The following is a 22,748-nucleotide window of genomic DNA, read 5'->3' on the forward strand; positions in this document are numbered from 1 at the left end:
GGCTACTCCCGGCCCTCCAGGATACGCCGCACCGCAACGAGTTTGCGCGCGCGCTCACTTTGCAGTGCCTTGGTCTGCTCGGGTGTGTAGGAGAACATGCCCTCGCCCGACTTGATGCCGAACTTCGACGCGTTGGTCTTTTCCAGAACCATGGGCGCGACATCGTCGCGATTGGAGAGATCGGCGTTGAGGAAGGAGGAGACGGATTTGTAAATATCCAGCCCCGCCATATCGAGCAGCGCCATCGGTCCGATCACGGCGATCTTGTAGCCGATGCCCCAGGACACGCAGGTGTCGAGATCTTCCGGATCGATGACGCCGCGCTCGACAAGGTCGACCGCCTCGCGCAGCAGCGCATAGAGCACGCGGTTCTCGACGAAGCCGGGGACATCCTTCTTCACCACCACCGGCAGCAGGCCGATCGAGCGGATCAGGTCGCGGATGACAGCCACGGTCTGCGGCGCGGTGTTCTCGCCGGCGATCACCTCGATCATCGGGATGATGTGCGGCGGGTTCGACCAGTGCATGCCCACCATCCGCTCGGGATGCGAGATATGCACCTGCAGCTTGGTGATCGGGATACCCGACGTGTCGGACGCGACGATCGTGTCCGAGGCAATCAGGCCGTCGATCGTGCTATAGACATCGGCCTTGACCGAAATGTTTTCAGGAACGTTCTCGATGACGAGATCAGCGCCGGATACGGCATCGCCGATGTCATCGGTGAAGCGAACCGTTCCGGCGCCGGCCGGCGGCGGCGCGATGCCCAGGGAGTCGAGAACGGTCTCGGCCACGCCCAGCATAGTTCGCGCGCGCTCGATCGCTGCCGGGGCAACGTCGTAGGCGACGACCTGAAGGCCGCCCCTGGCGAGGCGCGCGGCCATGCCCGGACCCATCGTGCCCATGCCGATGATGGCGATACGTTGGATCATGACACTGCCCTGCTTTCTTTCGAACTGGCGATGAGGTCGGCAGCCTTCTCGGCAATCATGATCACCGCCGCATTGATGTTTCCGCAGACCAGGTCGGGCATCACGGACGCGTCCACCACTCTGAGGCCCTCGACGCCGCGCACGCGCAATTGCGGGTCGACGACCGAGGCCGCATCGGCCCCCATCCGGCAGGTCCCGGCCGGATGATGCACGGTGATGGAGGTCTTGCGGATATGCTCGTCGATCTCGTCGTCGCTCTGGCACTTCGGACCGGGAAAGAATTCCGCCTCGATGAAGGGCTGCATGGAGGGCTGCGCGGCGAGATCGCGCGCCACCCGGAAGCCGGCGCGCAGCGACTCCCAATCCTTCGGCGAAGCGAGGAAATTCTGGTGGATCAGGGGTGCCGCGGAAGGATCGGCCGACGCCAGTTTCACCGCGCCCCGGCTCTCGGGCTGCGTGGCCACGATCCGCGTGGCGAAGCCGTCCGCAAACGGCGCCTTGAACGGCTTGAAATAGGGCCATGCGGCGAGCGGCGCCGCCGTGAACAGCAGTTGCACATCCGGCAACGGTCGCGCCGGACCGCTCTTCAGGAAGGCGACGACGCCGCCGGGCACATCGCCGGAAAAACCGCGTCCCGTCAGGTAGGTCTTGACGAAATCGAGCCCGATCCGATCGGCACGCATGTTGCGCAGGAACGGGCCACCCGGAGCCCGGCGACGGTACATGAGGATGACCGAGACGTGATCCTGCAGGTTCTTGCCGACCGCCGGCAGGTTGACCCGCGTCTGGATGCCGTGGGCGGCAAGCTCATCCTGCGCCCCTATGCCCGACAGCATCATGAGTTGCGGCGTGTTGATCACACCGCCGGAAAGCAGCACTTCCCTGCGGGCGAGAACCGTGCGTTCGCCGCCGCGATGATTGATGGTAACGCCGGTGGCGCGCGCACCCTCCAGCACGATCTTCGCAGCGCTTGCTTCCGTCAGAACGGTCAGATTGGGCCGCTTCAGCGCCGGCCGCAGATAGGCTGTCGCGGTCGAGGCGCGCCGGCCTTTTGAAATCGTCATCTGGAGGCGGCCAAACCCTTCCTGCCGCTCGCCATTATAATCTTTCGTCTGCTCGTAACCGGCCTGCACGCTGGCTTGCGCAAAAGCATCGATCAGCGTGTCCTTGTAGCGGCAGAACTGGGTGCTGACCGGGCCCTTGCCACCACGATACTGGTTCTCGCCGCCTTCCCAGCTTTCCTGCTTGCGGAAATACGGCAGCACCTTGTCGTATGACCAGTCGCTGAGCCCAGTGGCTGCCCAACGATCGTAGTCCCCGCGATTGCCCCGCACATAGGCCATGGCGTTGGTCGACGAGGATCCGCCGACAACCTTGCCGCGCGCGCACTCGACCTTGCGTCCGCCGACATTGTCTTCCGGCTCGCAGAAATACATCCAGTCATGGCGACGCTCGGTCAGGATCTTGCCCCAGCCAAGCGGTATATGGATCATGGGATCGCGGTCCCAGCCGCCGGCTTCCAGCAACAGCACCGAACATTTCGGGTCGGCGCTCAGCCGGTTGGCGAGCACGCAACCGGCCGATCCGGCCCCAACAATGATGTAATCGTAGCTTTCAGCGTGCAGCATGGTGCGTTTCATTGCCTTCGTCTGACGCCTTGGCGTCAGGGAACCCATTGCGATCGAGCCTGGAAAACCGGGGCCAGGACCAAGGTCTCCCGGGTATGTTCAAACACCCGCGGACCCTAGGCCAGGCCCGCTTCCCTGAGGCGCTGCGACCAGTGATCCCATCCACGGTCGATCTGGGCGCCGACGAGATTTCCCGCGGCCTTGATTTCGCCCGGCGACAGATACTTGATCGTGCCGATCCGCAGGCCGGCTGTCTGCGCTGCCGCCTCCTGTTCAAGATAGAAAGCCCGGAACACCACCTGTCGGACAGAACTGCCGACATTGACGACGCCGTGCCGCGCCATGAGCACGACGGGATAGTTCCCGAGGCTTTCAGCGATGTCCGCACAGACGCTCCGGCTGCCACCAAAGAGATCGGTAGCGTCTCCCTGCTTGTCGCGTATCTCGTAGACCGGGACGGCGTCGCCGAGGAAAGCCCCCATATGGGTCACAGGCCGCAACGGCTGGTCGGTGAAGCAATAGGGCAGGACAGCCGGCGAATGGCTGTGGAGCACGCACTGGACGTCCGGCCGTGCCTTGTAGATCTCGCTGTGGATGTAGCGCTCCAGGTAGGACGGCCGGTTGTCCGAGGTCTCGCCGTCGAGGTTGAAACGCTGCATGTCGCCGGTCGTTATCAGGCTTGGAGCAAGCTTCTGCGCCAGGAAGAAGCTTTCGGGATCCTCGGGATCACGGGCACTGATATGCCCGAACGTATCCAGGATACCTTCGTTCAGAAGTATCTTCGTCGCCGTGACGAGCTCCTCGAAGACCTTCTGGCGCGCTGGGCTGTTGTCTGTCATTTCCAAATTCTCCCATTGCGCGGCGATGGTGACCATTTTTGTTGTTGTTGTTGTCGGTCACCGGGCCGCGGATTTCACTTGTTTTCGTAGATGCCGACGATCCGGTTCTGCTCGATGATATTGCCGGCATATTTCTGCAGGAACTCTTCCCGGGTGGGCGTCCCCTCGACCTTCGTGTCCAGGGCATAGACCCAGAAATAGTAGTGATGCTCTCCATGACCAGCGGGCGGCTGAGGCCCGTAATATTGCTTGCCGCCGGCGCCGTTGGGGCCGACGCGGAACTTCTCCTGCGCGTCCGAAAGGTCCGTGGTCGACGGATCGATGCCGTAGACCACCCAATGCGTGAAACCGTTGGCGAGCGGCGCGTCCGGATCGTGGCAGATGACCGCGAGCTCTTTCGTCCCTGCCGGGACGCCGCTGACGGTAAGCTTGGGCAACACGTTGCCCTTGTCGCCGGCGTGTTCGTCGCGCAATTTGCCGAGCGGCTTGAAATCCGCTGACGTAATTTTGAGGTCCTTGATGTTCAGGGGCATGAATTCGTCCTTCAGCAATTTCGATCGAACTAGACGCCGGCCTTGAGATCGGCGACGGACTTGCCCCCGACGCGCTGATGCACGCGCGGACCCGATGCGACGGCGACGCAGATCAAAAGCTCGTCCGGGCGCGGGGCATCCGGCACGGAAAAGGTGACGGCATCATAGTGGGAACGGATGTAGAGCTCGTCCTTGTGGGCAAGCGGGATATCGATGGTCGTGCCGGCGACGGCGACCTTGCTGACCGACGAGATCCAGGCCTTGCCGCCACCCACCTGCTGGCGCAGCGGATCTCCGAATACCGTGGTGATGCAGGCGACGACATGTTCCTGTTCGCCTGACGTACCCGCGATACCGCCCTTGCCATAGCTTTCGACCGGCCTGTTGCCGAGCAGCGCCACGGCCCGCTCGCCGAGCGCATGACCGATCGCAGCACTCGGATTGGTCAGATCAGACAGTTCGGCGACGAACTTTCCGGCGAAGGGATTGCGTATGACAACGCCCGTCGCGACTTTGACGAGGGTTTCGCCAGGTGTGCCGCCGTCATGCCGGCTTTCCTGGACCGAGGAGTACCATCCCCTGACATCATAATCTCGTTCGACTTCACTGGAATAGTTCATCTTTATCTCCTGAAGGGCGCGCGCTTCCGCATGCGCCGATTAATTCCTTGGCCGGCTTGTCCGACGCTACTGCGGCCATGAGTAGACACGGCGCAGCGGGTCGTAGCGGGCAGCTTCCAGCGCCGCCGGCGTGAACATGTTTCCCTTCGAGAGCGAACGGTTCGCCGCATAGTCGCCAGACAGGGCCTGGCAGCGATCCGTGATCGGGCGAATGCGCGTCTCCCACGCGACGAGCGCATCCTCGACCGAAGAGCCTTCCTCCAGGTCCTGCGACAGGCTGAAGGCGTTGACCATCGCGCAACCGGCGCCCTGGGCAAGCGCCGGGCACATGGCATGCGCGGCGTCTCCCACAAGGGCGACCTTGCCCCTTGTCCAGCTATCCAGTTTGGTCGTTTCGTACTTGTCGTACCTAGCGGTTTTCAGCTTGGCGGCCTCGATCAGGCATGGCTCCAGGAAAGGGAACATCTCGACCCAGACTTCGAGATCGATCGGCACGCTTGATCCGCGGGGATCGGCGGCCGGAGCCATCAAGCCGAGATAGAGCTCGTTCTCATTGCAGGGCGAGTAGAGAATGCGCTGGACGCGCGGCCAGAAGTTCCACATGTCGATGGTGTTGTCCCACTCGCCATGACCGAGCTCTTTCTTCATGCGCGGGACAATCAGCCGGATGAGACCATCCTTCGAAACCCAGCGATCCTGTTTGAAGCCGATGGAATCCCTCACCTTGGAGCCAACGCCATCGGCACCGACGATCAGATCGGCTTCGAGAACCTCGCCGCTCTGAAGTGTCAGCCGTCCCTCCGGATCGGCGGCGACGGCTTCGGAATTGACGCTTATGTCGACACCCAGGGCACGGGCCCGGTTGACCAGGGCATCGTGCAGGTGGCTGCGGGTCATGATGCGCCAGGGCAGACCGTTGAACGTCTCCTTGGAAACCGACTTGTTATGCATCCAGGTCTCGTAGGTCGGCGGCGTGTGCGAGCCCTGGAGAACATCGTCCAAGGCGCCCAGCCCTTCGAGCACGCGAAGGCCATTGTGCCAGAGATAGATGCCCGCGCCGAATGCCCGCAGCTCCGAGCTCTTTTCGTGCAGCCTGACATCCCAGCCGTTCTGCCTGAGAGCGATGGCGGCTGTCAGGCCGGCAAAGCCGCCACCGGCGACCTCGGCACGACGCGTTTTGCCCGGAGTTCTGTTTACGTTGGCCATTTTCTGGATCCTGCTGCGTACAAGAAGACGGCGCTTGGCCGTCAGGCGTCTATGAAGTTGGTGATGGCTTTCAACGTGATCTCGGGAGACACCTCGTTGACGTAATGGTCGGCGCCCGGAACGACGACGACCGGCAGATCAGGCCGCAGCCGGCTTGTCTTCGCCAGCGCAGCTGCCGACACCAACTTGCTCGTCTCGCCCCGAACGATGAGGACTGGCTTGGTCACATCGCGGTAGGCCGGCACCAGGTCCGCTCGCAGGCCCTTCGCGGTCTGCGCCATGGCCGCGGGCGAGGCCAATGGACGCAATCCGCCGTCGACCGGCTGATAGCCACTCTCAGCCCTGATCCTGATGGCGTCGGCGGGAATATTCGGATAGCGGCCGGCGAGATATGCTTCGACAGCCCCGACATCCTCGAAAAGCTGGCTCCCCGCATTCACTCGCGCCTCCAGCGCGTCCAGCGCTTCGGTCTCGATATACGGCGTAAAGTCGATTGCGATGACCGACCGCACCAAATCCGGGTATTTCGCCGCGGCCGTGACCGAGTTTCTAGCACCGAGCGAATGTCCTACGAGGACGGCGTGGCCGCGATCGAGCTTGCGTATCAGGCCGGCGATGTCGTCAGCGTAGTCATTCGCCTCATAGCCGGTTTCCGGTTTGTCGCTGCGGCCATGCCCCCTCTGGTCAACCGCAATCGTCGTAAACCGATCCGAGAGCCGGGCCATCAACGGCTCGAAGACGGCGGAGTTGGAGGTTATGCCGTGGAAGAACAGCATCAACGGGCCGTTGCCCTTCTCGCGCACGTTCAAGGTGATGCGGCCAATGTCGACGCGGCGCGAAATGATGTGGTCGGAAGGTACGTCCGCCGCCATGTCCATGATCCTCGCCTCCGCTGCCCGTCTCCTGCAAAAGGATCATATAGACCGGGGTGGCGTCAAGAAGATTGTCTGACATTCTTGCAATCTTCAGATTTGACAATCTGGCCATCCTGCTGTCAAATTCCAACGGCGTGGCGTATGCTGCTTCAGCTTGCGACTCAAAAGCCCATGAGACGTTGTCGATGCCCCCAGATTTGAATTTGCGAATTTCGCCTCGGACCGTGCAACGGGAGACCGTCGACAAGTTACGGCTGGCGATCTTCTCCGGATTGTTCCAACCGGGAAGCCGCCTCATCGAAAGTCAACTGTGCACACAACTCGGCATCAGCCGCCCCTCGCTGAGGGAGGCTTTGCGCAGTCTTGAGGCCGAGCGCCTGATCGAGATCGTACCCAACCGCGGGCCGTCGGTACCGGCACTTTCGTGGGAGGTGGCAACCGCCATCTACGAGGTTCGAGAGTTGTTGGAGGTCGAGGCGGCGGGACGATGCGCGTTGAGGATTTCGCCTGAGCAGTTGCGTGAACTTGAGAAATCTCTTTCCGCATTCGAAGAGGCGGCATCCAGCAATGACAGCCTGGCGCAGGTCATGACCGCCGCGGACTTCTATTCGATCATACTGGCGAATTGCGGCAATCCGATCCTGGAGGAAGTCCATCGCGGTCTGGTGGCCAGGATCAGCTTCTTTCGAGGACGGTCGATGTCCCTGGAGGGCAGAGCACAAAGCAGCCTGGCGGAGATGAGGGAGATATTCGAATCCATCGCCGCCGGCGACGAGAAAGCCGCCCGCAAAGCCTCGAAGCACCACGTCTTGAGGGCAAAAGCGGCAGCCAAGATTTCCATGGACAACGGGATTTGAGTTCTCCGAATTGCGATATCGTCATCGTCGGCGGTGGGTCGGCCGGCAGCTTGCTTGCCGCGCGACTGAGTGAAGATCCGGACAGGCGCGTTCTGCTGATCGAGGCAGGCGAAGAGGCGACGGACCCCGACATCTGGAACCCCGCTGCCTGGCCGGCGCTTCAGGGCCGCAGCTACGATTGGGACTATCGCACGGAGCCGCAAGCCGGCACCGCCGGGCGGGTGCATCATTGGGCGCGCGGGCGCTTGATCGGCGGATCGAGCTGCCTGCACGCGATGGGCTACATGCGCGGTCATCCCTCAGACTTCCAGGCCTGGGTCGACGCGACCGGGGATCGCCGCTGGGGCTGGGATGAACTGCTGTCCGTTTTCCAGGCTATCGAAGACCACCCGCTTGGTGGCGACGGCATCCACGGCAAAAGCGGGCCGCTGCCGATCCATTTGCCAGCGGACGAAGTCAGTCCGGTTGCTCGCGCCTTCATCGAGGCGGGCGCATCGTTGGGTCTGCCTCGCCTTGAGGGCCATAACAGCGGAGCGATGATCGGCGTCACTCCGAACTCCTTGAACATTCGCGACGGGCGGCGAGTCACTGTGGCGGACGCCTGGCTCACCGGGGCAGTTCGTGGCCGCGAAAACCTGACCATCCTGACCGGATCCCGGGTGCGGCGGCTCAATTTGGAGGGCAATCAGGTCCGCAGCCTCGAGGTCGTCGGGCGACAGGGTTCGGTCGAAATCTTTGCGGATCAAGTTGTCCTTTGTGCCGGAGCGCTGGAAAGTCCGGCTTTGCTGATGCGTTCGGGCATCGGTCCGCGCGATATGCTCGATGCCGCGGGCGTTGGCTGCCTGATCGATATGCCTGAGATCGGTCGAAACCTTCAGGACCACCTGCTTGGTGCCGGCAACCTTTATGCGGCCCGCAAGCCGGTGCCGCCATCGCGCCTGCAACATTCGGAGTCGATGGCCTATATGCGCGCCGACGACTTCGCCGCGACCGGGCAGCCCGAAATAGTCGTTGGTTGCGGCATCGCGCCGATCGTGTCCGAATGCTTCCAGGCACCTGCCGCCGGCACGGCCTACTCGCTGCTGTTCGGCATCACCCATCCGACGAGCCGCGGCAGCGTTCGCATAAGCGGGCCTGAGCTCGGTGATCCCCTGATCATCGACCCGGCATACCTGCAAACTGGTCGGGACCGCGCGCTTTTTCGTAGGGCACTCGAGGCGGCACGGACAATCGGGCATAGAGATGAGCTCGCCGACTGGCGAGAGCGCGAACTCCTGCCAGGCACCCTGCGCAGCGTGGCCGAGATGGACGACTTCATCGCGCGGTCGGTCATCACACACCATCACCCCTGCGGCACTTGCAGGATGGGTAAGGATCCGGACGCCGTCGTCGATGCAAATCTACGGCTCAAGGCGCTCGACAATCTTTTTGTCGTGGACGCGTCGATCATGCCCAACCTCACCGCGGGACCGATTCATGCCGCGGTGCTCGCGATCGCCGAGACCTTCGCCCGACGGTACCGGGAAATCCTGCAATCCTGACCCGAAGGGCTGGTATTCTTGACCAGTCCACTCGTCGATGGATTCTTCGCTCTTGCGCGGACGATCCCAACAAGGGCCAGAATTTCGGAGCCATTGCGCGGTTAGTTTTTGCTTGTGAACACGCTGGCGGATTGTAGCTTGCCCATGAGCCGGTCCGACAAAAGGTGGTGCGCGTGATGATCGACATCCAAATCCTGATGGATGCGCCGTGCCCCTGAAAGCAGCCGCCCATATCGAGGCCATGTCTGCCTTCGCCCTCGCGAATTTCGGCGGCTATGACCGGCCGACGCTTGCTCAGAATGAAAGCGCCTTTCCGCCCAGCCCCAGGGCGATCGCCGCTGGCCAGGACGCGATTGCCAGCAGCCATCTCTATCCCGACCCGGATTGGACGGCACTGCGCGAGGCGATCGCGCAGGCCTATGGGGTCGAGCGCAGCCTGATCTTGTGCGGCGCCGGTTCGATGGACCTGATCAGTTGCACCGTCGCGGCGTTTGCGGGGCCAGGCGATGAGGTGCTGGGCACTGCCTACGCCTATAATTTCGCCGCATCCGCCGCCGCGCGCGTTGGTGCGGTCTACGTCAAGGCAGAAGAGCACGATTTCACCGTTTCGATCGACAGCATCCTGGCTGCCGTCACGCCCGCAACGCGTATCGTTTTCGTCTGCAATCCGGGCAATCCGACCGGCACCCGTATCGGCAACAGCGAGCTGCTGCGGCTGCGCGCGGCGTTGCGGCCGGACGTGCTGCTGGTGATCGATCAGGCCTATGGCGAATTCGACGACCAGGACCCCGGACCGATCTTTGCGCTTGTCGCGCGCGGCGATACCGTGGTGTTGCGAACCCTGTCCAAGGCTTATGGCCTGGCCGGGGCGCGCGTCGGCTGGGGCTTGTTTGCGCCTTCGGTCGGGGCGCAAGTGCGCAAGATGCAGAATTCGAACCAGGTCACGACGCCGAGCCTCGCAATGGCCGTCGCGGCCGTGCAGGACCAGGCCTATATGCGCGAAACGATCGCCCGCACGGCCGTGATCCGCGATCGGTTTGCGCATGATCTGCGGTCTGCCGGCTACCATGTTCCCGAAAGCCGGACGAATTTCGTGCTGATTGGCTTCTCCAGCGCAGCCGCCGCGGAGGCAGCCGAGAGAACCTTGCGCGGCGCCGATATCATCGTGCGGAGCCTGGGCGGTTACGGCCTCACGGACTGGTTGCGCGCGACGGTCGGTCCGCAGGAGATGATGGATCGGGCACTGCGCATACTGATCGACATGCGCGGTAAATAGATCCGGCGGCCGCATGTTTTGCGACCGCATCCTGAGGAGATTTGAGAATGCCGTACCTGCCCGTCCGTGACTTTATCGGCTATGGCGACAAGCCTCCGGCCGCTGAGTGGCCCGGCGGCGCCAAGCTGGCGCTCAACATCGTCGTCAACTATGAGGAAGGCGCCGAATACAGCATCGGCGAAGGCGACGGCGTCTCCGAGGCGATCCTGTCGGACCTTGCCGTATCCCCGGCGGTGCCGGGCCTGCGCAACCGCAACATGGAATCGCTCTACGAATACGGCTCACGCGTCGGCATCTGGCGGCTGGCTTCGCTGTTCCAGGATAAGGGCATCATCCCGACCTTCTACGTCGTCGGACGAGCGCTGGAACTCAATCCGGCGGCTGGCAAGGCGATCGCGGCCCTTGGCAGCGACATCGTCTGCCATGGCTGGCGCTGGATCGATTACGCGCCGCTGAGCGAGGCCGAGGAGCGCAAGCATATCGCGATGACCGTGGACTCCGTCCAGCGCCTGACAGGCATCCGTCCACTCGGCTGGTACACCGGCCGGCCCAGCCTCAACACGCGCCGGCTGGTGGTGGAGCACGGCGGCTTCCTGTTCGATTGCGACGACTACAATGACGACCTGCCCTACTTTGTCGACGTCGATGCCAAGCGGCACCTGGTCGTCCCGCACAGCTTCGACAACAATGACAGCCGGTTCTCGCGCGGTTCAGGCTTGGAGACAGGCAGCCAGTTCCTCGAATATGTCAGCGATGGGGTGGACTGGCTGCTGGCCGAAGGCGGGCATACGCCCCGCATGATGACCGTGTCGCTGCACTGCCGGCTGGCAGCCCGGCCCGGCCGCATGATCGGGCTCGCCCGCTTCCTCGACAAGATCAAGGCCAATCCGGACATCTGGATCTGCCGCCGCTCCGACCTTGCCCAACATTGGCTGGACCGGTTCGGCGGCTGAGGAGCCGTCCGGCGGCATTGTTTTGACGCAATTCCGGACGGAAAACCGCTTCACACTTTTCCTGGAATTGCTCTGGCCGCCGGCAGCACCCTACTTGTTCGGAACCTCGTAGACCTTGCCGTGCCAGGGTGCCGCATCGATCTGGTCGAGCGCCATCACGTAGAGCTCTTTCTCGTCGGGTCCGAAGGCGAAGTTCGGCATGGATGGCGACGGCACCGAAAGAGTGCGCAGCAGCTTCGCGTCCTTGTCGACGACGATGATCTTGCCTGGCGCGTCGAGCGAGCGCGGGCTCTGGCCGATATACATCTCGCCGGCCTTGTCCATCTTGATGCCGTCAGGCCAGATATGCGGCTGGTTCGGGAACAGGTCATCGAGGCGCAGGAAGACACGGCGGTTGCTCAGGCTGTGGTCGCCCTGGACGTCGAACTCGATGATCCTGTTGTCCTCGGTCTCGACCAGGTAGAGGATTTTCCCGTCGTTCGACATGACGAGGCCATTGGCATTGTGCAGGTCGCCGGCGACCTTCCTCACGCTGCCGTCCTTGCCGATGTAGTAGGCCGAGGCATCGATCAGCGGTCCGCCCTTGCCGGACCCGGTGAAATAAATGCCACCATCCTTGTCGGGCGCGAAGTCATTCGGTCCGCTGAACGGATTGCCGTCCGTGTCCTTGTCATAGGCCGGCAGCGTCTTGCCGTCGGCGGAGATGCGGCCGATCGAGTTGCTGTCGTAGCAGGTGACAAGAAACTCGCCAGTGGTCGTCGGCAACACCGCTGAAGGGCCACAGCCGTCCATCTTCCAGAAGATTTCGTTCTTCTTGCCGTCCCACACGGTCACCGTGCCGCGGCCATATTCGACGTAGAAGAGCTTGTCCTGATACCAGATCGGACCTTCGGCGAACCACGCGTCTTCATTGATGACCTTGACGTCTCCCGCATGCGCGGAGGATGCGAGGGCCAGGGCAAACATGGTGCCCAGCAGATGCCGTTTGATCATGCGATTCCCCTTGTTTTCAGGTGGTCGAAATCTTCCTCGTTCAGCTTCGCCGGCACCTCCGGCCGGCTACGGTTTTCGTCAGTTGGTTCGCCGGATGGACGGATTGGCTCAGCCTCTACGAGCGCAGCCGCTTGCCCTCGGGGTCGAATGGCGGATGCGGCAGCAGGATCGCCTCATGCGGCCTTCCCAATATGGCGACAGAGACCTTGTCGCCGGCCCTGGCGGAGCCCGCCTTGACATAGCCGAGCGCCAGGGACTGCTCGACGAAATAGCCGTAGGCGCCTGAGGAGACCTGGCCGATCGGCGTGCCGTCGGTGAGGAAGATCGGCTCGCCGCCGGTCGCGTCGGCATCCCTGGCGTCGATCGACAGCATGATGAGTTCGTCGCGGGCCGGTTTTTCGGCGATGGCGGCGTAGGCGTCGCGGTTGAAGAACGCGCCCTTATCCATTTTGACAAGGTTGTCGAACTTGACCTCCTGCGGCCAATATTCGGGCGAGTATTCGCGGCTCCAGCTGCCGTAACCCTTTTCGACACGCAGCGACATCAGCGCGCGCGATCCGACCGGTCCGGCGCCGACCTCGTTGCCGGCCTTGAGCAGCGCGTCGTAGAGCTCGACCTGATCGGCGGCCTTGCAATGCAGTTCCCAGCCAAGGTCGCCGGTGAAGGACACCCTGAGCGCCACCACATCGATACCGGCGACGGCGATCCGGCGCGACTGCATGAAGGGGAATGCCTCGTTCGACAGATCCGCATTGGTCAGGCGCTGCAGCAGGTCGCGCGAACTTGGGCCCGCCACGTTGAAGCCGCAGAGGTCCTCGGTGCGCGAGCGGAAGGTCGTGCCCTCGGGCAACGGGACGGCCTTGAAGAACCTTTGGTGGAAGCGCTCGGCCATGCCGGAGCCGATGACCATGAATTCGTCGTCGGCGAGCCTGGTCACGGTGAAGTCGCCGGCAATGCCGCCGCGCTTGCCGATCAGCGGCGTGAGGCAGGAGCGGCCGATCTTTGTCGGCATGCGGTTGGCGAACAGCGCGTTGAGCCAGGTCTCGGCGCCAGGACCCTTGACCTCGTATTTGGCGAAATTGGAGATGTCGATGATGCCGGCCCGTTTGCGCAGCATGCGCGCCTCACGGCCCACCGGTCCCCACCAGTTCTGGCGCGTGAAGCCGATCGTCTCCTCGTGCGGCTCGCCCTCGGCGGCGAACCACAGCGGGTGCTCCCAGCCGAAATTGAGGCCGAAAACGGCGTTCATCCCCTTCTGCATTTCATAGGCAGGCCTGGTCCGCACGGGCCGTCCGGCGGCGCGTTCCTCGTTGGGGAAATGGATCTTGAAGCGGTGACTGTACTGGTCCTGCACGCGGGCCTTGGTGAAGGCCTTGCCGGCCCAGTGGCCGAAGCGCGCCATGTCCCAGGCAAACATGTCGAGTGAAGGCTCGCCCTCGATCATCCACTCGGCCGCCAGCTTGCCCATGCCGCCTGACTGCGAGAAGCCGGGAATGATGCCGTTGCAGCAGAAATAGTTGCTGAGTTCGGGCACCGGCCCGAACAGAACCGCGCTGTCCGGCGACCAGATCATCGGTCCGTTGATCACCTTCTTGACGCCGGCGGTGCCGACGGCCGGGACGCGCGCGATCGCGCGCAGCATGTTCTCCTCTATACGGTCGAGATCGTCGGGAAACAGTTCGTGGCCGAAATCCAGCGGCGTGCCGTCCTCGGCCCAGAACTTCATCTTGCGCTCGTAGGCGCCGATGAGCAGCCCAAGGCCTTCCTGGCGCAGATAGTACTCGCCGTCGCGATCGGCGACCGAGGGCAAGCGGCGGCCCATGGCGGCGATTTCCGGAATGGTCTCGGTAACGAAATACTGGTGCTCGGTCGGGATCAGCGGCAGTTGCAGGCCAGCCATCGCGGCGACCTCCCTGCCCCACAGGCCGGCGGCGTTGACCACCCATTGCGTGTGGATGTCGCCCTTTGGCGTGCGCACGATCCAGTTGCCGTCGCGTTGCGCCTCGGTCGCGGTGACCGGCGTGAAGCGATGGATCTCGGCGCCGCGCTGGCGCGCGCCGGCGGCGTAGGCAGCGGTGACGCCGGACGGATCGACATTGCCGCCTTCCGGCTCGTACATGATGCAGCGTATGCCGTCGAAATCGACCAGCGGGTGCAGCCGCTCCGCCTCGTCACGGGCGACTTCGTAGAAATTCATCTTGTAGCGCCGCGCCTTGGCTTCCTGGAGCCGCAGCTGATGCTCGCGCGCCTCGGTCTGGGCGAGATAGAGCGAGCCCGGCTGAAAGATGCCGCAGCCCTGGCCGGTCTCGGCCTCCAGCTCCTTGTAGAGCGCCATGGTGTAATGCTGGAGGCGGCTGATGTTGGTGGAATCATGCAGGCCATGGATGTTGGCCGCCGCATGCCAAGTTGAGCCGGAGGTCAGTTCGCTGCGCTCCAGCAGGACCACATCCGTCCAGCCGAACTTGGCAAGGTGATAGAGGATCGAGCAGCCGATCAGACCACCGCCGATGACGACGGCTTGTGCATGGGTACGCATGTTTCTTCCCTTTGTTCGGCGACTTTATCCCTGCGTTTGATTCAATCGCAGTCGCCCGGCGAGGTCAGGGGCGCAACATGCGCCCCTGAGATATTTGCAGTGACCGGCCCGGCTTATGCCTTGTCGAGCCAGACCTTATCCAGTTGCAGTTCGAATGTCTGATGCATGCCGAGGTTCTTCACATAGGTCGCGTGGTGCCGGTAGAGCGAACGCCAGAACGCCTGGATGAGGATGCCTGAGTCCTGCAGCATGAACTCGACGTCCTTCATCAGTTCCTTGCGCTTGTCGACGTCCGCCACGGCGAGCGCCGCGTTGAGCTTCTTGTCGAACTCCGGATTGGCGTAGCCTGACTCGTTCCAGGCCTCACCGCTGCGATAGGCGATCGCCAGCACCTGGACGCCGAGCGGCCGCATGCCCCAGTCGGTGGTCGACCACGGATATTTCGTCCAGTCGTTCCAGAACGACGAGCCCGGAATGATGGTGCGCTTGACCTTGAAACCGGCCTCGCGCATCTGCGCGGCGACGACGTCGGCCGGGTCCTTCACATAGTCCGCATCGTAGGAGATCAGCTCGAACTCGTGATCCGTCTGGCCGGCCTCGGCCATCAGCGCCTTGGCCTTTGCGAGATCGCGCGGCACTTTCGGCAGCGCATAATATTCCGGATGGATCGGGCAGACATGGTGGTTTTCCGCGACCTGCCCGAGGCCGCTGTAGCCGAGCTTCAGCACCGTCTCGTTGTCGACCGTGAGCTGGATGGCGTTGCGCACGCGTTTGTCGTCATACGGCTTGTTGGTCACGTTGGTGCGCAGCACGATGGTGCCGGCGGTGACCACCTGCTCCTTGACCAGGCCCATGCCGTCATAGAGATCGACCGTGCCGCCCACGGTCTGATAGTTGCAGTCGATCTCGCCGGCCTCGAAGGCGCTTCCGATGGCGGGGTTAGAGGCGTCCGATCCGTAGTCGGTCCAGTCGACGCCATCGAGGTAAGGTTCGCCGCCGAACCAGGTGAAGTCCTTGCGCCGCCGCACCGAGGCCGACTCGCCGACCTTGTACGAGATCAGCTCATAGGGACCGGTGCCGGGCGTCTTGAGCATGTCGGCGCCGTTCTTGTCGAAGTCGCGATGGACGATGACCGCCGGATAATCGGAAAAGCCCGGAATGATGGTGACGTCGGACTGATGGCATTTCAGCTTCACCGTGTGGTCGTCGACCTTGGTGATGGCGCCGGCTGCGGCTTTCTTGGTGGCGGGATCGATCAGGGAGCTCATGCGCCCGGCCATCGAATTGCCTTCGGCCGCCTTGTCGCACCAGCGTTCGATGTTGTGCACGATGTCGTCGGCGTTGAAGTCGTCGCCGTTCGACCACTTCACGCCCTTGCGCAGATGCAGCGTGTACTCGGTGGCGTCGTCGCTGACTTCCCAGCTCTCGATGAGATGGCCCTCGAAGGTGAAGTCGGTGGTGTAGCGGATCATGTAGTCGTTGCACTGGCGCATGACGTTGGCGATCTCGGACCAATCCCAGGAGCGCGGATCCTTCATGTCCTTGATGATCATCTGCATCTTGAGGATGCCGCCCTTCTTGCCGGGCACGATCGCCGCGGCCTTGGCCGGGGCGATGCCGGCCATCGAATAGGCGAATGCCGTGGAAGCGCCCATCGCGCTTGCCATGGCCAGGAATTCGCGGCGATCCATCCTGCCGCTTTTGACTTCGGCTGCGTAGCTTTCGATGACCGCCGGGACGCGATCACCGTTGCTCTTGAACATTGTCATCGTTGTTCTCCGGTTCAGGGCTTTCCGCCCGTTACATTCCCCTTGCGATATCCATGTTAGGGGCGATGCAAAAATCCCGGAAGGGCTCAAGCCCTGAAGAACCGCCAAAACCCGGCCCTCAAGGCCTAAAAAAACGATGCCATTGGCGTGTCAATTTTTTGAGCGCGGGCCTGCCGCCCGCTCGCGGATCTCTGTCAGGCGCCGTCTTCGCGCGCGCGTGACAGGATCCATTCGCGCACGATGCGCGCGATGTTTCCTTTCGAAAGCTGGCTCTCGGTGAGGTAATAATTCCAGGGGCTTGGCGGCCGAACCGGAAAGGGTTCGACGAGCAGTCCGCGACGCAGATAGGCGTGGGCAAGCGACCGCTGGGTGGCGACCAGTCCGGCCCCCATGGCAGCGAGTTCGAGCGCGATGTTGGAGGCGTTCGTCGACAGCCCCTTGTCGTGCTCGTCCATGTCGAGACCAAGCGCCGTCGTGACGACCTGCCAGTATTCCTGACGGCCGTGCACGAAGATCCAATCCACCTTGAGGATATCGCGCGGTGTCTTCAGCGCGTGTTCGCCATCCAGCAGCGCCGGGGCGCAGAGCAACAACAGCTCGTCGTTCCAAAGCGGGATGCCAGCGGGCGGGCGATCGTCGAAACGCCGCGTCGAAATCGTGATGTCGGCGATCTGCTCGCTGATATCCTCCCAGATCGTGCCGTGCAGCACGATCTCGATCTCGGGATGTTTCTTGCGAAACGCGGCCATGCAGCCGGCCAGCCAGTTCTCCGCCAGGCTCATCGGGCAGGAGACGACCACGGTGCGGTTGCGCGAAGACGTCACGATCGCCTCCGTCGCCTGGTCGATCTGATCGAGGGCCTGGCGCAAGGTCGGCAGGAAGGCCTCGCCCATTTCGGTCAGCTTGAGGCTGCGCGGATAGCGGATGAACAATTGCCGCCCGATGTAATGTTCGAGCGCGCGGACATGGGTGCTGACCGCGGCCTGCGTGTATCCGAGTTCGTTGGCGGCGGCGGTGAAGGAGAGATGCCGGGCCGAACTCTCAAAGGACCTGATATAATTCAACGGGGGTGGCGGCTTCATCGCTCTCTCCTGCAAGACGCAGGGATAGCTATCCCACAGACGGGCTGGCGTTCAATCGTGCCTGATCGCAAGGCGTGAATTTTTTTGGCCAATGCCGCCGAACTAATTGCGTGAAAGCACGATGAACCCAAATTAATGATGTCGTGACGCAAAGGGGAGTGATGCAAGTGGCTGTGCCGTCGCATCGGCGTGAGGGGCCTGACGCGAGTACCAGCGTTGCCGTTCGCCTGGCCGATTTCGTGTTGCGGCGGCCGGCGGCCGCATTCCCCGCCTATGTCCTCGAGCAGGCCCGCTACCTCCTGCTGGACACCATCGGAATTGCCATTGCCGCCGGTCCGATGGAAGCGGGCCGGATTGCCCGCGACACCGCCACGCTTCTCTACGGCTCGACCGACCCGCGGCATTCGGCACGCATGCTTTTCGATGGCCGCCGTGCCAGCATCGCGGGCGCCGCCTATGCGGCCGCGACACAGATCGACAATCTCGACGGCCATGACGGATACAGTCCGACCAAAGGCCATATCGGCGTCGCCGTCGTGCCGGCGCTGGCAGCGCTTGCCGAGGCACGCCCCGACCTTGGCGGACCGGAAGCACTGGCGGCCCTGGTCGTTGGCTATGAAATTGCCGGCCGGGCGGGTATCGCGCTGCACGCAACCGTGTCGGACTACCATACATCGGGCGCCTGGAACGCGCTGGGCGTGGTCGCGGTGGCGGCGAGGTTGCGGCGGCTGAGCGACGATCAGCTACGCCAGGCGCTTGGCATTGCCGAATATCACGGCCCACGCAGCCAGATGATGCGCGAGATCGCGAACCCGACGATGCTGCATGACGGTTCGGGCATCGGCACGCTGATCGGCCTGTCCGCGGCCGTGCTCGCCGAACGCGGCTTTACCGGCGCGCCGGCGATCACGATCGAGGAGCCCGAGGTCGCGCCGCATTGGCAGGATCTCGGCGCCTTCTGGCAGGTGCTGCACCAGTATGTGAAGCCATACCCGATCTGCCGCTGGGCGCATGCCGCGATCGACGCGACGCGCGGGCTCTGCCATGCGCATCATCTCGAGCCCGCCGATATCAGCCACGTTGAGGTGAACAGCTTCCACTACGCCGCAACGCTGTTCGACGGCATGCCGGACACGACCTCGAAAGCGCAGTACAGTCTGCGCTTCGCCGTCGCGACCTTTATCGTCCATGGCCGCATCGGACTGGAGCACATTTCCGGCAGCGGGCTGGAGGATGTTGCCGTGGCGGATATGCTGAGCCGCATCACGGTCGTGGAATCGGAGCGCCACAGTGCCCGCTTTCCAGCGGGCCGCTGGGCCGACGTGACGATCACGACATCAGATGGGAGGATCCTCGCTTCGGGCGACGTCCATGCGCGCGGCGGACCGGAGGCGCCGCTGACGCAAGCTGAAATCGAGGCCAAGTACATGGAGTTCGCCGCGCCGGTGCTCGGACAAGGCCGCGCCGAGGCCATCCGCGACGCGGTGTTGTCGCTCAGCGACCGCGACAGCCTCTTCAGCGACCTCTCGGCCTTGCTCTACGATCCTCCGGTGATCACCAGGATGCTGCAACGGCCAGCGTGGTAGCGGCCGGACGGCAATAGCGATGGTCACACACGGCACCGAACACGATCACGCACAAAGGACACGCATGACCCGCCCGCAAGGAACCATCGCACCGATCCTGACACCGTTCGCGGACGACGGCAGCATCGCACGCGACCTCTTTGTGTCGCATGCCAAATGGGTGCTGGACCAGGGCGCGCATTTCCTGTCCCCCTTCGGCACCACCGGCGAGGCGCTGTCGCTGTCGCTCGATGAGCGCATGCAGGCGCTGGAGTGGCTGATCGAAGCCGGCATTTCGCCAGGCCGGCTGATGCCCGGCACCGGCGTCACCGCGCTGCCCGAAACCGTCGAACTGTCGGCGCAAGCGGTCGGGCTCGGCTGCGCCGGCGTGATGGTGCTGCCGTCGTTCTTCTACACCGCCGCCGGTGATGACGGCCAGGCACGCTACTACCGCGAACTGATCGAGCGGGTTGCGAACCCGGCAATGAAGATGATCCTCTATCATATCCCGCAGAATTCCGGCGTGCCGGTGAGCCCGGCCTTGACCGCCCGGCTGAGCGCGGCGTTTCCCGACACCGTCGTCGCCTACAAGGACAGCGCCGGCGACTGGAACAATACGGCCGCGGTGATTGCAGCGGCGCCCAAGGTTGCGGTGTTTCCGAGCTCGGAAGCGCAACTGACCAAGGGGCTGGCCAGCGGCGCGGCAGGCTGCATCTCGGCGACCGTCAACCTCAATGCCGCCGCGATCCGCTCGCTTTACGATCGTACGCTGGCCGGGGAGGACATTGCCGAGGCGGATGCTGCGATCAAGGCGTTCCGCAAGATCATCCAGGATGCCGGTCTGATCCCGGCAATGAAGGCCGTGCTGGCGGTGCGCTCGGGCGACAGGCGCTGGCTGAACCTGCGTGCGCCGCACGAAAATACGACGCTGGAGAACGGGCAAGCGCTGCTTGCCGCGCTGGGCAGTGCCGCCGATCATATCGGCCACGGCTGAGGCCCGCGCCATGTCGGCCCGCCCAACCGTCATTCTACACACCGACAAGCCGGCCGGCGCGTTGGCCGTACTCGCGGAGACGCACCCGGACCTCCCGGTCCACCCCTGCGACAGTTACGCTGCGCTTCCCGAGCTGATCGGGCGCGTGGCGGCGGAAGTGGTCTATTCCATCCGCTTCGATGGCACGCCGCGCTATCCGCGCCAGGCCCTCGTCGAGAGCCCGACCGTGAAATGGGTGTCCATCGGCGGCTCCGGCACGGATCATCTGGGACGCTGGGATCCGACGCGCGTCACGGTGACCAATTCCGCAGGCGTCGCCGCCGGCATGCTTGCCGAATATGCGCTAGGCGCCATGCTGTCCTTCTCGCTCGACCTGCGCGGCTTTGAACGCCGCCAGCACGCGCGGCAGTGGGGCGGCGGCCGCGTCGAGCCGATCGAGGGCAAGACCGTGCTGATCATCGGCCTTGGCAAGACCGGCGAGGCCGTCGCCAGACGGGCGCAGGCGATGGGCATGCGCACGCTGGGTATCCGCGCGCGGCCCAAGCCGACGCCATGCCTGGACGAGGTTCATGGCGTTGACGCGCTGCTACCACTCATCGGCCACGCCGATTTCGTCATCTGCTGCGTGCCTTTGCTGCCGACCACGCGCGGCTTGCTTGGTGAGGCCGCCTTCGCCGCGATGAAGCCGTCCGCCGTCCTCATCGACATTTCGCGCGGCGGCGTTGTCGAGGAGAAAGCACTTCTGGCAGCACTCGACACGGGACGCATCAAGGGCGCGGCGCTCGACGTGTTTGCGACCGAGCCGCTGCCCGCCGAGCATCCGCTTTGGGGCTACGACAACGTCGCCATCACGCCGCATTGCGCGGCGGTCTATGACGGCTGGGACATCAAGTCGGTGCGCATGTTCACCGACAATCTGGCGCGCTACCGCCGCGGCGAGCCGTTGGAGAATGTGGTCAGTCCGGAGCGCGGCTATTGAAGGCCGGGAAGGAATAAATCCGATGTCACAGGACAGGCGCGGCGGCGGCCGCAGGTCGAGGCTGGAACGCGGTGGTGGCGGCATCGCGCAACTGCCGTGGCAGAGCGTCAAGAATCCCTATCCGCCCATGCAGCTTCTCGACGAAGAGCGGATGCAGCAACTGCACGACACCTCGATGCGCATCCTGTCCGAACTCGGCATCCGCGTCATGAGCGAGCGGGTGATGGATTTGTTCGCGGCGGCGGGAGCCATTGTCGATCGCGAAGAGAAGACCATCCGCATCGACGAAAGCCTTGTGAACGAGGCGCTGCGGGCGGTGCCGTCATCCTTCACACTGACCAGCCGCAATCCGGAAAAACAGGTGCATCTCGGGGGCAATTCGCTGGTCTTCGGCTTGGTCGCCGGGCCGCCCAATGTGCACGACCGCATCAACGGCCGCCGTCAGGGCAATCTCGCCGACTACCAGAACTTCATCAAGCTGGCGCACCACTTCAATGCCATCCACATCATCGGCAACCAGGTGGTAGCGCCGATGGAGCTGCCGGCCAATGCACGCCATCTCGACACCTACCATGCCAATCTGACGCTGAGCGACCTCTCCTTCCATTGCACCGCGATCGGCCGCGCCCGGGCGATGGACGGCATCAACATGATGGCGATCGCGCGCGGCATTTCCGTCGAGGAGATGCGCGCCTCGCCAGGTGTGACGACGATCATCTCGATCAACTCGCCGCGCCTGTTCGACGACGCCATGGCGGAGGGACTGATCGCCATGGCCGAACATGGCCAGCCAGTGACCGTCACGCCTTTCACCCTGATGGGCGCGATGACGCCGGTGACGCTGGCCGCCGCACTCTGCCAGCAGAACGCGGAGGCGCTGTTCGGCGTGGTGCTGACCCAGCTCGTCAATCCCGGCACGCCGGTGATGTATGGCGCCTTCACCTCCAATGTCGACATGAAGTCGGGCGCGCCGGCCTTCGGCACGCCGGAGAATGCCAAGGCCAACATCATCGCCGGCCAGTTGGCGCGGCGCTATCATCTGCCCTACCGCACTTCCAATGCCAACGCCTCCAACGTCGTCGACCTGCAGGCAGCCTATGAGACGGAAATGGCGACCTGGGGCGCAGTGCTCGGCGGCGCCAATCTGATCTACCACGCTGCCGGCTGGCTGGAGGGCGGCCTGACCGCGTCCTACGAAAAGCTCGTGCTCGACGTCGAAATCCTGCAGAACATGATGGAGTTCCTGCGGCCGCTGCCGTTCCAGGAAGACGACCTCGGCTTCGAAGCGATCAAGTCGGTGCCGGCCGGCGGCCATTTCTTCGGCGCCGAGCACACAATGTCGCGCTACACCACCGCCTTCTACCAGCCGATGCTCTCCAACTGGCAGAACCATGGCGCCTGGGAGGAAGCCGGCGGCAAGGATGCTCTGGAGCGGGCGACGGAACTCTGGCAGCAGGCGCTGCACGACTACGAAGAGCCGGTGATGGACCCCGCGATCCGCGAGGAGCTCGACGCCTATGTCGCGCGCCGTCGCGAGGAGATCGCGGCCAATCCGGAAAGCTGAGCGCCG

At 63.6% G+C, this 22,748-nt stretch carries 19 protein-coding genes; 8 read left to right on the plus strand and 11 right to left on the minus strand.

Annotation, left to right across the window (positions count from 1 at the left end; all coding sequences use genetic code 11):
- Positions 1–2: 2 nt before the first annotated feature.
- From fhmpcd1 to CKW40_RS01070, 7 genes are all read right to left on the minus strand, one after another.
- Positions 3–932 (minus strand): 5-formyl-3-hydroxy-2-methylpyridine 4-carboxylate 5-dehydrogenase, encoded by a 930-nt coding sequence (gene fhmpcd1 / locus CKW40_RS01040; RefSeq protein WP_095198100.1) that lies wholly within the window; start codon positions 930–932, stop codon positions 3–5.
- On the minus strand, positions 929–2,560 hold the full coding sequence (locus CKW40_RS01045; RefSeq protein ID WP_095198473.1) for a GMC family oxidoreductase: 1,632 nt from the start codon (positions 2,558–2,560) through the stop codon (positions 929–931). The genes fhmpcd1 and CKW40_RS01045 overlap by 4 nt, the downstream gene beginning before the upstream one ends.
- A 116-nt stretch (positions 2,561–2,676) precedes the next feature.
- Entirely contained in the window at positions 2,677–3,399 is a 723-nt protein-coding gene (locus tag CKW40_RS01050) for a class II aldolase/adducin family protein (RefSeq protein ID WP_095198474.1), read from the minus strand.
- Positions 3,400–3,473: 74 nt separating this feature from the next.
- Positions 3,474–3,932, minus strand: coding sequence for a YbhB/YbcL family Raf kinase inhibitor-like protein (locus tag CKW40_RS01055; protein ID WP_095198475.1), 459 nt, complete (start codon positions 3,930–3,932; stop codon positions 3,474–3,476).
- A 29-nt stretch (positions 3,933–3,961) separates the two neighbouring features.
- The gene (locus tag CKW40_RS01060) at positions 3,962–4,552 is read right to left on the minus strand and encodes an amino acid synthesis family protein (RefSeq protein ID WP_010914328.1); all 591 of its coding nucleotides are present in this window, start codon (positions 4,550–4,552) and stop codon (positions 3,962–3,964) included.
- Positions 4,553–4,618: 66 nt separating this feature from the next.
- Entirely contained in the window at positions 4,619–5,758 is a 1,140-nt protein-coding gene (locus CKW40_RS01065) for an FAD-dependent oxidoreductase (RefSeq protein ID WP_095198101.1), read from the minus strand.
- A 41-nt stretch (positions 5,759–5,799) separates the two neighbouring features.
- Positions 5,800–6,636, minus strand: coding sequence for a 2-(acetamidomethylene)succinate hydrolase (locus CKW40_RS01070; protein ID WP_095198102.1), 837 nt, complete (start codon positions 6,634–6,636; stop codon positions 5,800–5,802).
- Positions 6,637–6,701: 65 nt separating this feature from the next.
- Here CKW40_RS01070 and CKW40_RS01075 point away from each other — a divergent pair, with 65 nt between their 5' ends.
- The 4 genes from CKW40_RS01075 (at position 6,702) to CKW40_RS01090 (ending at position 11,260) form a co-directional block, all read left to right on the plus strand.
- Positions 6,702–7,490, plus strand: a complete 789-nt coding sequence (locus CKW40_RS01075; protein WP_244571038.1) for a GntR family transcriptional regulator — start codon at positions 6,702–6,704, stop codon at positions 7,488–7,490.
- Positions 7,487–9,031 (plus strand): GMC family oxidoreductase, encoded by a 1,545-nt coding sequence (locus CKW40_RS01080; protein WP_095198104.1) that lies wholly within the window; start codon positions 7,487–7,489, stop codon positions 9,029–9,031. Before CKW40_RS01075 ends, CKW40_RS01080 begins: the two co-directional genes overlap by 4 nt.
- 208 nt (positions 9,032–9,239) lie before the next feature.
- On the plus strand, positions 9,240–10,307 hold the full coding sequence (locus tag CKW40_RS01085) for a pyridoxal phosphate-dependent aminotransferase (protein WP_244571040.1): 1,068 nt from the start codon (positions 9,240–9,242) through the stop codon (positions 10,305–10,307).
- A 47-nt stretch (positions 10,308–10,354) separates the two neighbouring features.
- A complete protein-coding gene (locus CKW40_RS01090; protein WP_095198105.1) occupies positions 10,355–11,260 on the plus strand; it encodes an allantoinase PuuE in 906 nt (301 codons plus the stop codon).
- A gap of 90 nt (positions 11,261–11,350) precedes the next feature.
- Here the strand turns inward: CKW40_RS01090 and CKW40_RS01095 are convergent, their stop codons facing one another.
- The 4 genes from CKW40_RS01095 to CKW40_RS01110 all read right to left on the minus strand — a co-directional run bounded on the left by CKW40_RS01095 (position 11,351) and on the right by CKW40_RS01110 (position 17,640).
- On the minus strand, positions 11,351–12,253 hold the full coding sequence (locus CKW40_RS01095; RefSeq protein WP_095198106.1) for an SMP-30/gluconolactonase/LRE family protein: 903 nt from the start codon (positions 12,251–12,253) through the stop codon (positions 11,351–11,353).
- Positions 12,254–12,368: 115 nt separating this feature from the next.
- Positions 12,369–14,789, minus strand: a complete 2,421-nt coding sequence (locus CKW40_RS01100; protein ID WP_095198107.1) for a GcvT family protein — start codon at positions 14,787–14,789, stop codon at positions 12,369–12,371.
- Between the two features lie 113 nt (positions 14,790–14,902).
- The gene (locus tag CKW40_RS01105; RefSeq protein ID WP_095198108.1) at positions 14,903–16,558 is read right to left on the minus strand and encodes an ABC transporter substrate-binding protein; all 1,656 of its coding nucleotides are present in this window, start codon (positions 16,556–16,558) and stop codon (positions 14,903–14,905) included.
- Between the two features lie 194 nt (positions 16,559–16,752).
- On the minus strand, positions 16,753–17,640 hold the full coding sequence (locus CKW40_RS01110; RefSeq protein WP_095198109.1) for a LysR substrate-binding domain-containing protein: 888 nt from the start codon (positions 17,638–17,640) through the stop codon (positions 16,753–16,755).
- Between the two features lie 167 nt (positions 17,641–17,807).
- Here CKW40_RS01110 and CKW40_RS01115 point away from each other — a divergent pair, with 167 nt between their 5' ends.
- From CKW40_RS01115 to CKW40_RS01130, 4 genes are read left to right on the plus strand one after another with little or no spacing between them, the layout of a single operon-like run.
- Entirely contained in the window at positions 17,808–19,226 is a 1,419-nt protein-coding gene (locus tag CKW40_RS01115; protein WP_244571041.1) for an MmgE/PrpD family protein, read from the plus strand.
- A 19-nt stretch (positions 19,227–19,245) separates the two neighbouring features.
- On the plus strand, positions 19,246–20,199 hold the full coding sequence (locus CKW40_RS01120) for a dihydrodipicolinate synthase family protein (protein WP_244571042.1): 954 nt from the start codon (positions 19,246–19,248) through the stop codon (positions 20,197–20,199).
- Positions 20,200–20,209: 10 nt separating this feature from the next.
- The gene (locus tag CKW40_RS01125) at positions 20,210–21,178 is read left to right on the plus strand and encodes a D-2-hydroxyacid dehydrogenase (RefSeq protein WP_095198478.1); all 969 of its coding nucleotides are present in this window, start codon (positions 20,210–20,212) and stop codon (positions 21,176–21,178) included.
- A 22-nt stretch (positions 21,179–21,200) separates the two neighbouring features.
- Positions 21,201–22,742, plus strand: a complete 1,542-nt coding sequence (locus CKW40_RS01130) for a trimethylamine methyltransferase family protein (protein WP_095198111.1) — start codon at positions 21,201–21,203, stop codon at positions 22,740–22,742.
- Positions 22,743–22,748 lie beyond the last annotated feature (6 nt).

Origin of the sequence: Mesorhizobium carmichaelinearum, assembly GCF_900199455.1 — a bacterium.
Classification (GTDB): domain Bacteria; phylum Pseudomonadota; class Alphaproteobacteria; order Rhizobiales; family Rhizobiaceae; genus Mesorhizobium; species Mesorhizobium carmichaelinearum.